The organism is Paractinoplanes hotanensis, from assembly GCF_023717965.1.
In the GTDB taxonomy this organism is placed as follows: Bacteria; Actinomycetota; Actinomycetes; order Mycobacteriales; family Micromonosporaceae; genus Actinoplanes; species Actinoplanes polyasparticus.
The window spans coordinates 145,721-158,543 of sequence record NZ_JAMQOL010000048.1 but is presented as its reverse complement, the minus strand read 5'-3'; the positions used below and the strand labels follow the sequence as shown (position 1 = coordinate 158,543).

General features: G+C 71.4%; 9 protein-coding genes. 7 read left to right on the top strand and 2 right to left on the bottom strand.

The window, feature by feature from the left end; translation table 11 throughout:
• Positions 1-9: 9 nt before the first annotated feature.
• Positions 10-213 (top strand): hypothetical protein, encoded by a 204-nt coding sequence (locus LXN57_RS33425; RefSeq protein ID WP_251802207.1) that lies wholly within the window; start codon positions 10-12, stop codon positions 211-213.
• Here the strand turns inward: LXN57_RS33425 and LXN57_RS33420 are convergent.
• Positions 210-3,152 carry an MGH1-like glycoside hydrolase domain-containing protein gene (locus tag LXN57_RS33420; RefSeq protein ID WP_251802206.1) on the bottom strand — a complete coding sequence of 981 codons (2,943 nt, stop codon included), beginning with the start codon at positions 3,150-3,152 and terminating at the stop codon, positions 210-212. The two genes, LXN57_RS33425 and LXN57_RS33420, sit on opposite strands and share 4 nt — an antisense overlap.
• A 207-nt stretch (positions 3,153-3,359) precedes the next feature.
• Here LXN57_RS33420 and LXN57_RS33415 point away from each other — a divergent pair, with 207 nt between their 5' ends.
• From LXN57_RS33415 to LXN57_RS33390, 6 genes are all read left to right on the top strand, one after another.
• Positions 3,360-3,848 carry a hypothetical protein gene (locus LXN57_RS33415; protein ID WP_251802205.1) on the top strand — a complete coding sequence of 163 codons (489 nt, stop codon included), beginning with the start codon at positions 3,360-3,362 and terminating at the stop codon, positions 3,846-3,848.
• A 162-nt stretch (positions 3,849-4,010) separates the two neighbouring features.
• Complete coding sequence (locus LXN57_RS33410) at positions 4,011-8,135, top strand: TreTu family toxin (RefSeq protein ID WP_251802233.1); 4,125 nt, start codon at positions 4,011-4,013, stop codon at positions 8,133-8,135.
• Positions 8,135-8,440 carry an immunity protein TriTu family protein gene (locus LXN57_RS33405; RefSeq protein WP_251802204.1) on the top strand — a complete coding sequence of 102 codons (306 nt, stop codon included), beginning with the start codon at positions 8,135-8,137 and terminating at the stop codon, positions 8,438-8,440. Before LXN57_RS33410 ends, LXN57_RS33405 begins: the two co-directional genes overlap by 1 nt.
• 89 nt (positions 8,441-8,529) lie before the next feature.
• Positions 8,530-8,823, top strand: a complete 294-nt coding sequence (locus LXN57_RS33400; protein WP_438872939.1) for a hypothetical protein — start codon at positions 8,530-8,532, stop codon at positions 8,821-8,823.
• 96 nt (positions 8,824-8,919) lie between these two features.
• Positions 8,920-9,153, top strand: coding sequence for a hypothetical protein (locus tag LXN57_RS33395; protein ID WP_251802203.1), 234 nt, complete (start codon positions 8,920-8,922; stop codon positions 9,151-9,153).
• A 137-nt stretch (positions 9,154-9,290) separates the two neighbouring features.
• Positions 9,291-10,529 carry a ricin-type beta-trefoil lectin domain protein gene (locus LXN57_RS33390; RefSeq protein ID WP_251802202.1) on the top strand — a complete coding sequence of 413 codons (1,239 nt, stop codon included), beginning with the start codon at positions 9,291-9,293 and terminating at the stop codon, positions 10,527-10,529.
• A gap of 73 nt (positions 10,530-10,602) precedes the next feature.
• Here the strand turns inward: LXN57_RS33390 and LXN57_RS33385 are convergent, their stop codons facing one another.
• The gene (locus tag LXN57_RS33385; RefSeq protein ID WP_251802201.1) at positions 10,603-12,510 is read right to left on the bottom strand and encodes a putative bifunctional diguanylate cyclase/phosphodiesterase; all 1,908 of its coding nucleotides are present in this window, start codon (positions 12,508-12,510) and stop codon (positions 10,603-10,605) included.
• Positions 12,511-12,823: the final 313 nt, after the last annotated feature.

Below are 12,823 nucleotides of genomic sequence, written 5' to 3'. Positions count from 1 at the left end.
ACTGCCGCCATGGAGATCCTCTTCGTGGTGGGCGCTGTCGTCGTTGTCGCCGTGGTCTTCGTGGTTCTCGTGGTGCGTGCTTACAACGACCCGCGGCCCCAGAGCAAGCGCCGGGGCGGCGGGGACAGCAGTGGCAGCTTCTGGTCGAGCAGCAGCAGCGACGACGGCGGCTACTCGAGCGACTCGGGCAGCGGCGGCGGTGGGGGCGATTAGCGGGAGCGGACGGTCACCCGGGTGAGGGCCAGCGATCCCACGTCGAGTCGCAGGCCGAAGGCGGGGGAACCCGGCACGGCGGCCAGGGGTGCGGTGTGGAGGAGGGTCCAGACGCCGGCGTGCTCGTGCCAGGTGGTGAGGCTGCCGGAGCGGGCCAGGACGGCGAAGCGGTCACCCGGCTGCCAGCGCACGGGGGCGCAGCAGCCGCCGTCGGGCTGGGCTGTGCCGTCCACCCGTACGTCGGCGCCCGAGGTGCCGTGGAAGTTGTTGTACCAGGCCAGCGCGTTGGTGCGGTCGCCCGCCGAGAAGCCGAGGAAAAGGCTGTCCTCGGGGCTGGATCCGGCGAACTTGGTGGGTTCGACGATCACGGCCGAGCCGGTAGTGACGGGGGCGGCCAGGACGGCGAACGCGCGGGAACCGGCGGCAGCCGTCAGCGTGCCGCCGGCGACGGTCAGTTGCGGTGACGGTTCGGCTGCCGGGTGGTCGACGCGGTACCGGTCGAGCCGATCGGTGGAGAAGTCGTCGTCCCACACGGTCACCGGATAGTCGGCCGGGTCGAACTGGTAGCGGGTGGGCAGCAGCGCGCCGCTCACGCCGGCGCCGGCCTCGGCCAGTAGCCGGATCGGCAGGCCGGCCAGGGGATCGGCCGATGCCGGGATCGTGACGTCCCACGTGGTCGTCAGGGTGGCGCCGGGTTTCAGCACCGGAGCCTGCGCGGCCGTGCGGGCGCTAGCGGTCCAGCCGCGCGGCACCTGCAGCGACGCGTGCACGCCGGTGGTGCGCTTGGCAGCGGTGACCCGGCTCTGCACGCGCACGGTGCGGCCGGCGTCGATCGCCAGCGAGCTCACCGTGAACGACGCCTTCAGCCGCGGGTCGGGTTGCCGCCAGACCTGCAGCGCCGTGATGCCGAACGAGCCCGGCGCCACGACCCGCAAACGGTCGGTGGTCAGCGGCGGGTCGACCACGATCCGGTTGATGGCACGGCCGACCGGTGCCGCCGGGGTGCGCTGCTGGCCCGGCACGTCCAGCCAGGCGCCGTCGGAGGTCTGGTGCTGCAACGCGTACGACGGGGGAGTGCGCACCCCGCCGTCGTCGTCGTAGAAGTCCACGCGTACGTCGGAAACCGTTGTCGGCGCGCCCAGATCGACCGCCAGCCAGTCGCTGCTGTTGGGCGTTCCGTACGAGGTCCAGCGGGTCGTCGGCACGTCGAGGTGGAAGCCCTGCCCGTCGATGGCGTTGACGGCGGCGTCCCCGGACCACGTGTACGAGGCGCCGGCGGCGGGATAACCCGTTTCCCGTACGTTCGCCGCGTCGTCGACGAGCTCGGGCTGCCCGGCCGTCGCCGGTGCGGCCGGCACCGCCACCCGCACGTCCCCCAGCGTCGTACGGAAAAGCTTCTGCACGCCGTCGATCCAGACGCGCATTCCCGCGCCGCGACCGTAGACGCTGCCGTCCCTGTCCCACACCACCGTGAGGTTGTGGCCGTGATACGGCACGTTCTCGACTGCGAAATGTGTCCAGTCCGCCGGGGCCAGCGGCGCGATCCGCACCGTGTCGCCGGCCTGCGGCCGGATGCCGAGCAGCCCGGAGAGCACCAGATCGGTGAACGTCGAGTGGTTGTAGTCCTCGCTGTGGCCGCGGCCGTCGTAGATCCAGCGGTCCTCGTCCGGATGGTGCGCCTCGGCCACGTACGGCTGGCCGTTCTTGCGCTGGGTCAGCGCGTACCCGCGAAGCAGCGAAACGTAGTCAGCGGCGTCCACGTAGGACTGTGCCGGATAGTCGAGCAGCTGGTTGGCCAGCGCGGTCAGCGTCTGGCTGGTGGCGAACGGCCAGCTCGGCCCGTCCCACCGGCAGCAGCCGTCGAGCGCCTGGTGCATGAACCACCGGCTGCGGCGCTCGGTGGTCGTCGGCCCGTAGGTGGCCGCGAACCCCTGCGGATCGGTGAGCTGGGCCCAGGCCGGCGCGGCCGAGGCCGGTGGCATGTTGAAGTACCACGGCACGTAGCCCATGAGTTCCCGGTCGGCGAGGCGGGTGCTCTGGCCCTTCATGACGTGCTTGTAGAAGGAGCCGTCCCACAGGGCCCGCTCGGTCGCCGTCCTCAGCCGCGCCGCCTCGCTGTCGTAGCGCCGCGCGGCCGCCGGGTCGCCGGCCTTGCGCTTCAGCAGGGCCAGGGCGCGGGCATCGCCGTACTGGTAGGCATTGAGCGTGGGCCGGTAACCGTCGCCGCCGTGGTAGGGGTCGTCGCTCTGGTACGAGCCGGCGGTGAACTCCATCGCGTCCCACACCGGCGTCTGCCAGTAGACGCCGCGGGCCGCGTCGAAGTTGGTGCGCTTCCAGCCCTTGTACTGCCGCTCGAGCGCCGGCATCCGCTCGGTGAGGAACCGCCAGTCACCGGTGACCTCGGCCCGGGCCACCGCCGCGTCGACCGCCCAGAACGAGTACTGGTGGGCCCAGTCGGTGGTGTTCTTGTTCAGCTCCTCGGTGGCCGGTTTGGCCGCCGAGCCCGACCCGGTGAGCCAGTAGTCGAGATAGTCGTCGAGGTAGCGCCGGTCGCGCAGCCAGCGTCCCTCGTAGATGTGGTGCCCGGCGGCCGCGTTGATGCCGCCGAACGGCGCCGAGTAGCCGACCGGCCCGAGGAACTCGGAGACGATCCACCCGTCCTGCGGCCCGGTGTATTTGAGGGCTTCCTTGAAGGTGCGCCACCGGTAGTAGTACGTCTTCTCGATCTCGTCGTCGGGCAGGTCGACGAACGGGATGTTGGCCTCGTACCAGGCCGGTTCGGGGGTGGTCCCCAGCAGCGCGCGGTGATCGAGGAACTGTGTGCTCGTGCCGCCGGGCGGATAGAGCGGGGGAGCCGCGGCCGCCTCGCCCGCCACCAGAAGGCTTCCGATCAGGCTCAGCGCCGCGACAGCCCCGATCCGCTTCCGACCAATCACCATCGCACGCCCCTCTGAACTGAACGAGCATGAACGACCAAAGTCAAACATCGGCTGTCATCAACGTCAAGGCTCGAGCGGCCTTGCGGAGATCGGTGGCCGCCGATATTGTCCAGCGCGCTGGCTCTGTCTCCGTTCGATGGCAGGGCGGTCACACAATTTCAACGGGGGATTCATATGAAGGGTGCCAAGGCACTCTCGGCTCTTGCTGTGTTCACACTGGCCAGTGGCGTGGGGCTGGCTGCCTCCGGCGTCACCGCCGCCCAGGCCGACGACGCGCCGCCGTCGCTGGTCGAGGACTACGCCTATCCGGGCGCGGCGGGGATCCTGGCCCAGCACGAGCTGAAGCTGTTCAAGGGCGACGGCCACATCCTGTTCGACTCGAAGCGCACGCTGGCCGAGGGGCAGTGCCCGGTGGGCCTGACCCAGGTCGAGAAGTCCACCAACGGTCTGCCGCCGTTCGGGCTGTACTACTGCTTCAAGACGATCGGGTCCAAGGGTTACCTGACGCTGGAGGTGCCGGGCACGTTCGGCGTCCGCGGCGGCACCGAGGACCTGGTGGTCAAGGCGAAGGTGACGGGCGACCCCGACGCCGCGACGAAGGAGTACGCCGTCGAGCCGAACGAACCGGTGGCGATCGAGCCGGGCGACGGCAACGAGCTGCCCAAGGCCGTCCTCGTCGAGATCCGCATGAGCTGACCGCTCGGCGTCCGGCCACCTGATCGAAGTACGTGCTGACGCCTGCCCCGCGCGGGGCAGGCGTCTCTTTGTTGTGTCGTTCGGCAACGGGGGTTTCTGATGGCAGTCTTTCCGGCGTACGCCCGAAGTTCGGGCCCGAGAGCAATACGCGCGTTGCGAACAGTGGGAACTGGTCTCGTACTCGCCCTGGCGGTGCAACTCGCCGGCGCGGGAGTCCAGCCCGCGTTCGCTGATGTTCCTGAGTTCACCGTCGACGAGCTGCGGGAGGCCGCGGCGTCCGACGTGCAGTCCGGCGGGCCGTCGGTCAAGCGGGCGGCCGAGGCGGCCCTGGTCGGCTCGGAGCAGGACCTGCGGGCGTACAGCGATTCCGGTTTCACCTCGGCTCGCACCGCCGATGAGCGGCTCGCCGCGCAGGCGCTGGCCGGCACGGACGGCCCGTCGCTGACCGCGGCCGCGCTGGCCAGCCTGGACAAGTCGCCGGCCGAGTTGCGGACCTTCGTCGACGGCGGCTGGCGTGCCGCGTGGAACGCGGACGAGCGGGTGCGGGCGTTCCGGATCCTCGACGCCGGCGGCCCGACGGTTCAGGCGGCCGCGCAGCGGGCGGTGAACGGCTCGGCCGCGGACCTCAACGAGTTCATGTCGACGGGCCGGCGCGCGGCCGAGCACGCGGACGATCGTCTCGCGGCGACCCGGATGCTGACCGGCGCGGCCAACAACAGTGGTGCGCTGCTGAACGAGGCGGCGCAGAAGGCGTTGACGGGCACGCCGGAGGAGCTCGCCGAGTTCCTGCGGTGGGGTCAGTACGTGGCTCGGGCCCGCGACGCCGAGCTGGCCTCCATCCGGAGCCTGACCGAGCAGGCCAAGCAGGCCGGCGCGGCGACGGCGCGTGAGGCGCTGGCCGCCGAGGAGTCGTCGACGCAGGCCGGCAACGCCGCCGCCGAGGCCAAGGCGGCCGCGAACGCGGCCGTGGCCGAGGCGAAGGCGGCCGGCGGGGACGCGAAGAAGGCATCGGCCGCAGCCGGGCGGGCCGCGGATGCCGCGGACGGCGCGGCGGCGGCGGCACGCGAGGCGGTCAAGGCGTCGAACGCGGCCATGCGGGCCGCCCGGACGGCGGCCGACGCGGCGCGCAAGGCCACGGCGGCAGCGTCGCTGACCGCTCAGGCGGCGACGCGGGCGCAGCGGGCCGCGACGGCGGCGCGTTTGAACGCGGGCGATGCCCGGCTGGCCCGTGAGGCGGCCGAGGCGGCTCGCGACGCGGCCGCCCTGGCGCAGCAGCTGGAGCAGGTCAAGGCGCAGCGGGACCGCGCGCAGGCGCAGGCCCTGGCGTCGGCGGTCGCGGCGGGCAAGGCCGGCGCCAACGCCGACGAGGCGGCGAACGCCGCGGACGAGGCGTCGTCGCAGTCGGGTGTCTCCGCGCAGCAGGCGCAGCGGGCCCGCAACGCGGCCGCGCAGGCGCGCGCGGCGGCGAAGACCGCGGACCGGGCTGCGGACCGGGCCGAGTCGCTGGCCCGGCAGGCGCAGCAGGCCTCGGACGAGGCGTTCGCGCTGGCCCAGTCCGCCGCCCAGCACGCCAGCACGGCGGTGACGCAGGCCAACGCGGCGGCGGACGCGGCCGATCGCGCGGAGTACTCGGCGATCGAGGCGGCGAAGCACGCGAAGGCGGCCGACGCCGCGGCGCAGACGGCGGTGGCCGCGGCCAACCAAGCCACCAAGTTGGAGGCCCTGGCGCGTCTGGACGACGAGACGCGGCTGGCCGAATGGACCGAGCAGGGTGTCGCCGCCGCGCAGGCGGCGGTGCAGGCCGAGCAGGAGACCACGGCGGCCGGTGGCGAGATCGCCGTCTGGAACCGGTCGCTGCTGTGGGACACCGCGGAGCAGGACCGGATCGATGCCGCGACCAGGACGCTGCTGGCCGAGGCGACCGCGCCCGGCGCCGACCCGGTCGTGGTGCTGGAGCGGGGCCGGCGGGTCGCGCTCGCGCTCACCTACACCGGTGGCGACTGGACCAGGCAGGCGGCGCAGGACGCTCTCAGCGGCACCGACGCCGATCTGCGGGAGTGGCTGGCGACGGGCCGACGGTCCGCGGCGGGTCAGGACGACCGGGCCCGGGTCTGGCGGCTGGTCGACACGCTGCCGGACGGCGCGGAGAAGACCGCCGCGCGGACAGCTCTCAACGGTGATGTCGCGGTCGTGGAGCAGTTCCTGCGCACGCGCAACTATCCCGGCAAGACCGTCAAGGACCGGCAGGCCGCGTACGCGTTGCTGCCGACCGCGAGCGCCAACCTCAAGGCGGCGACGAGCCGGGCCCTGGAGGGCACCGGGGCGGAGCTGCACCAGTTCCTGCGGACGGGTCAGTACGCGGCGCGGGCCGCGGACGACCGGTTCACCGCGACCGGGCTGCTGGAAGGCGGCCCCGAGGTCAGGGCCGCAGCCAAGGTCGCGCTCGCCGGCACGGCGTCGCAGCTGTCGTTCTTCGTGACGACCGGGCAGTACGAGGCGCAGCAGCGTGACCTGGAACAGGCCGCGCACGTGGCGACGGTGAAGAAGCTGCTGGCCGAGGCGACGCAGTACGCGCAGAAGGCGTTGGAGGACGCCGGGCGGGCCGTCGAGGCCGCGGAGCGCGCGCAGCAGCACACCAAGGAAGCCGACGCGGCGAAGGCCCGGGCCGACAAGGCGGCCGCCGACGCGACGGCGTTCGCCAAGCAGGCCGCGGCCTCGGCCGATGCGGCGAAGAAGTCCGCCGAGGACGCGGCGAGGTCCGCGCAGACCGCCCGCAACGCGGCGAACAGCGCGGCCGCGAGTGCGAGCCAGGCCGCCCGCTCGGCGGCGACGGCGACCGCCGCGTCCCGTCGTGCGGCGGCCGACGCGGCGACCGCACAGGCGGCCAAGAGGGACGCGCGGGCGTCAGCCGAGGCAGCCGGCAAGGACGCCGAGGCAGCCGCGAAGGCGGCCACCGAGGCCGACGTGATCTACACCAACCGCGTGAAGCAGGCCGAGCTCGACCGGCGCAGCACCGAGCCGGGCAGCGGGCCAGGCGGGCAGGGCACCGCGGCCGACGACCACAAGACCTGGGGTTGCCTGTCGCTCGAGGCGTCGTCCGCGTCGAGAGAGTGCCTCGACGTCCTGACCGACTTCGCCGACAAGATGCTGCACCAGGAGCGGTGCAAGTCGCCCGCGAACGCGGCCTCGGCGGGCTGCACGATGCTGGGCGACGTCAAGGAGTTCATCGGCGAGAACGGCGAGCTGCTGCTGGACCTGCTCCAGCTCACGCTCATGGCCTGCGGCCTCGTTCCCGCCGCGGGTGAGGTCTGCGACGGCATCGACGCCGCGGTGTCCTTCAGCCGCGGCGACTGGGTCGGCGGTCTGCTCTCGGCCGGCGCGGCTGTCCCGCTGGTGGGCTATCTCGCCACCGGGGCCAAGGCCTGGAAGAACTCCGACAAGATCCGCGACGTTCTCAAACTGGTCGAGAAGCTCAAGCTCAAGAGGGGCAAGTGCCCGGCGCTCGCCCCACGGAACAGCTTCGTGGCCGGCACCAAGGTTCTGCTGCGTGACGGCGACTCCGACGACGACACGCGGAACATCGAGGACGTCACGCCCGGCGCCACCAGCGTCGAGGCGACCGATCCCCTCGGGAACCGCACCGCTGTCAAGCCCGTCACCGCCCTCATCACGGGCCAGGGGATCAAGCACCTCGTCGACATCTCCATCGACGAGGACGCCGACCCCACGACCACGCCCGCCGTCATCACCGCCACCGACGAACACCCCTTCTGGGTGCCTGCCCGCAACGCCTGGCTACCGGCCAAGGAGCTGGCCGCGGGCACGGAACTGCAGGCGTTCGGCGGTAAGCCCGTTTCCGTCACGGCCGTGGATCCGCGCACCGAGACCACCACGGTCTACAACCTGACCGTCGCCGACATCCACACCTACTACGTGATGGCCGGCAAGGTCCCGGTGCTCGTGCACAACGACGAAGAGATCGTGCGCGTGGGCCGGTGGATGTCCCAGGAGGAGTACGACAAGATCAAGAACACGGGTAAGGTTCAGCCCGGTCACGGCAGTGGGATGTCGTACGTGGTCTACCCGGCCGACAAGGAGGCCTACCGATCTTCGCGGCCCGGCTCGGTCTACGCCGAGTTCGACGTGCCGAAGTCGTCGCTGATCCCCGGCGGCCGGCCCGGTGACTACAAGATGGCCGACTCGACAACCGTGTTCTCGCGGCTGGCGGTGAAGCGCGGCGGCCTGCCGCTCGAACTGCCGGACGCGGGAAACCTGGAGATCTGCTGATGGACATTGATCTGCTGTCTCACGCCCGGCGCTGGATCGCCGGCGGGCGGGCGCAGAATCCGGCCTGGGATGCCACCTCGAAACTCGAGGAGTCCCCTTCGGGCCACGTTCCGCGCACGCTCAGCTGGGTCGTCGAGGACGGCGACCGCATGGCCCAGGTGGTCATCTGGGACGACGGTCAGTCCGAGACCGACCTGGTCGACAGCGCGACCGGCGAGGTACGGACGGAGTCCCGGCGCCTGTCCGGGACGCACGACCTGGACGAGCTACTGACCATCGTCCGCGACTGGCTCCGTCCGGCCTGACGTCTGCCGTACGACGGCCGGGCGACTGCCAGTCGCCCGGCCGTCGTAATCGGGTGTCGCCGTCGCCGGGCGGGGTCTATACATCGGCTATGACCGAAGAGACCCTGGCCGGGGGCAACACCGTCGGCGCGGTGCGGATCGGCGGCGTGGTCCACAAGCAGGCCTCACCGTGGACGCCGACCGTGCACGCGCTGCTGCGGCACCTCGAGGCGGCCGGTTTCGGCGGCGCTCCCCGGGCCCTCGGCTTCGACGACCAGGGCCGCGAGATGCTCACCTTCCTGCCGGGCGAGACGGCTGCCGGCCGCTTCCCCTGGCCCGCCTGGACCTTCACCGACGGCCTGCTCACCCAGGTCGGCCGATGGCTGCGCCGCCTCCACGACTGACGGCCGGCTGGAAGCCCTACCACCCGAATTCTGGTGACGATCCCCGCGTCTCAAGCTGAGACACCGCCACCCGCCGCGGCGCGGTGAGATGACGCCATGGAGCCGACCACGCCAGCCGAGTTCGCCACCCTGGTGGCCGGCCTGGGCGTGGCCGGCATGGGCGTGGCCGGCATGGTCCTGGCGGCTCTCACCGTCGTCGCGCTGCGGGTGGTCCGGCCCGACGAGTGCCCGGCCTCCGTCCGCGGGCGCATCCGCTGGTGGAGCGCTCATCACACTGCGTTCCTGGCCATGAGCACGGTGATCGCCGTCGCCGCCCTGGCCGTGGCCTGAAGTGCGCCGACGCACAGTTCGAGTGGAGTCTTAGGGGCCGATTTTCCGGGTAGGACCGGCTTTGACTTGACTCATGGCGGTCAATTTTTAAGACTGTTGCATATTACCCCCACTCCTCTCCCCGGAGGATCATCCCCATGCGCAAGTCCCGATTCCTGATCGCGGCCACCGCCCTCGTGGTGGCCCTGAGCGCCGGCCTCGCCGTCGGCTCCCGCAACGACACGGCCGAGGCGGCCGTCGTCTGGAACGAAGACTTCAACGGCCCGGCCGGCAGCGGCGTCGACACGTCGAAGTGGAACTTCGACACCGGCGGCGGCGGCTGGGGCAACCAGGAGCTGCAGTACTACACCAGCGGCACCAGCAACGTCGCCATGAACGGTCAGGGCCAGCTGGTCATCACGGCCCGCAAGGGCAGTGGCGGCAACAGCTGCTGGAACGGCGCCTGCCAGTTCACCTCGGGCCGGATCCAGACCGCCGGCAAGTTCACCCAGCAGTACGGGCACATCGAGGCGCGCATCCAGGTCCCCAACGGCTCGGGTCTGTGGCCCGCGTTCTGGATGCTCGGCGGCAGCAACTGGCCGACCGACGGCGAGATCGACATCATGGAGGTCGTCGGCCGCGAGCCCAACCAGCTGTTCGGCACGCTGCACGGTCCCGGCTACTCCGGCGGCAACTCGTTCGGCGCCATCACGACCTCCGGCACGCCGTGGCACCAGGCCTTCCACACGTACGCCGTGGACTGGTCGCCCAACCTGGTCGTCTGGACCGTCGACGGCCGGGAGTACTTCCGCGCCACCCCGGAATCGCTGCGCGCCGCCAAGGGCAACGTCAACTGGGTCTTCAACCACGGGTTCTTCATCATCCTCAACCTGGCCATCGGCGGGAACTTCGGCCAGGGCAACCCGGCCGGCCTGCCCGCCGAGAGCAAGATGCTGATCGACTACGTGCACGTCAACACGTCGACCACGACGCCGACGCCGCCGCCGGGCGGTAGCGGCACCGCGCTCAAGTCGAGCCTGAGCGGCCGCTGCATCGACATTCCGGGCGCCAACCCGGTGGACGGGGCCCGGCTGCAGACCTACGACTGCAACGGCACCGCCGCGCAGCAGTGGGTTGCCAACGGCGACGGCACGATGCGTGCCATGGGCAAGTGCATGGACCCGGCCGGCGGCGCGCTCACCAACGGCACCCCGATCCAGCTGGTCCAGTGCAACACCAACCCGGTGCAGCGGTTTACCCTGTCGCAGCAGGGCGACCTGGTGAACGTCTCCGCCAACAAGTGCGTGGACATCAAGGACCGCAACACGGCCAACGGCGCCCAGCTGCAGCTGTGGGACTGCTCCGGCCAGCCCAACCAGAAGTGGTCGCGCGCCTGATCGAGGCCATGGCGCCAGATCCATCATGTTGACGTATTGACGTGTTGAATCAACACGTCAATACGTCAACACGTCAGTGCGGCAACAAAGACGGTGAGGCGGTCTCCTGCAAACGGGCCGTCAGTTCCCCGGCCGGCAGCGGCCGGTCGAAGTGATAGCCCTGGGCGGTGTCGCAGCCGATCTCGCGCAGCGCCTCGACGGCCGCCTCGTCCTCGACACCCTCGGCCACGACGGTCAGGCCCAAGCGGTGACCCAGTTCAACGGTCGAGGCGACCAGGGCCCGGCTGCTGTTGTTCTCCGCGATGTCCAGGACGAAGGAACGGTCGATCTTCAGTTCGGCGATCGGCAGGACTTTCAGGTAGGTCATCGACGAGTAGCCGGTGCCGTAGTCGTCGATGGACGCCGTCACGCCCGCCTCGCGCAGCCGGTGCAGCGCGCGGATCGCCGTGTCGGGGTCGCTCATCAGGGCGTACTCGGTGACCTCGATCGACAGCAGGTCGCCGGGCACGCCGCTCTCGGCCAGCAGGGCGGCCACCCGGACCGGGAACTGCGGGTCGAGCAGGCTGCGGGCCGACACGTTGACCGCGATCGGGACCCGGTGGCCGGCGTCGAGCCAGGCACGGGCCTGGCCCAGCGCCATCGTCAGCACCCGCTCGGTGAAACGGTGCATGAGGTTGGTGACCTCGAGGACGGGGATGAACTCGGCCGGCGAGACCGAGCCGCGCGCCGGGTGGTGCCAGCGGGCCAGGGCCTCGACGCCGACCAGGGCGCCGGTGTCGACCGCCACCTTCGGCTGGTAGTGCAGGGTCAGCTGCTCCGGGTCCTCCACGGCCCGGCGCAGGTCGCCCAGCAGCGACAGCCGGGCCGCGGCGTCCTGCCGGCCCTCGCCCTGGAAGCGGTGGAAACCGGTCCGGTTCTGCTTGGCCTCGTGCATGGCGGCGTCGGCGTGCCGCAGCACGGTGATGACGTCCTCGCCGGCGGCCGCGGTGGCGGCGCCGATGCTCACCTCGAGGTCGATGGTGATCTCGTCGAGGACGAACGAACGGTCGAACGCCTCGGTCAGCCGGACAGCGATCGTCTCGCCGACGCCCGGCTCCCGGTCGCGCAGCAGCACGGCGAACTCGTCGCCGCCGAGCCGGGCGACCACGTCGCCGCCGCGGACCAGCGAGGCCAGCCGCCTACCGGTCTCGACCAGCAACAGGTCGCCGACGCGGTGCCCGAGCTGCTCGTTGACGTCGCGGAAGCCGTCGACGTTGATGACCAGCACGGTGGGCTCACCGGGCAGCGCCTCGGCGACGTGGTCGACGAAGGCGGCCCGGTTGCGCAGCCCGGTCAGCGGGTCGGCGCCGGCCATCGCCGTAACCTGCCGGCGGTAGGCGCGGCGGGACAGCCCGAGGCCACCCAGCACGACCAGGCCGGCCAGGACAACGACCAGGACGGCGATCACCGAGTGGCGCGAGTCGCGCAGCGCCTGGGTCTGCAGGAGGTCGTAGTCGGCGAGGTGGTGGCTCTGCTCGGCCAGCAGCTCATTCATCATCGCCGTGTACTCGGGCTCGAGCACCTCCTCGAGGGTCACCTCGGCCGCCGCCTCGTCGCCCCGTTCGACCTGGGCCAGGAAGCCGATCACGACCATCCGCAGGTTGCGGTGCCGGGCGGCCAGGTCGGCGGCATCGCCGTGGTGCTCCTCGTCGACCATGGCCATGCGGGCCATCGCGTCGTCGGCCCGCTGGTTCGCCGCGAGCAGGTCGTCGCTTTCCTCGCCGCCGGCCTCCAGCATGGTGGCCTGCAGCATCGCCATCTCAGTGGTCAGATCGAAGGCCGCCGCCTGATACGCGTCGGTGTCGCTGCCGGCGGCGGCGACGCTGCGCACCAGCGAGGCCTGCTGCCAGTTGCCCACGACGGCATAGCCGGCCAGCGCGGCCAGCAGCAGCCCGAACAGCACGGTCAGCGCGCGGGCGGGACGGACACGGGACAACGACACGTCGGCCTCCTCGTCCGTCCTCGGAACACGACGGGACAGTCCCGCTGGAGCGAGGATCGGACGCGGCGGTTCCCGGTTGACCGCCTTCCGGTTGCTAACGGGGAGCAGAGCGGCGCTTACCCCAGGAAGGTGTCGTAGAGCAGGCAGGAAGGCGTTGAGGCCGATGATGAGCGTGGCTATGCCTGCGGCCACGGCGGTGGTGAGGGGCTTGCTGAGCCAGCGGCACGACAGCGGCGAACTGGCCGACCTGCTGCGCTTCTTCCCCGGCACGGTCGAACTGCCCGCCGCTGCGCTACCACCTCGAGGACGTCCA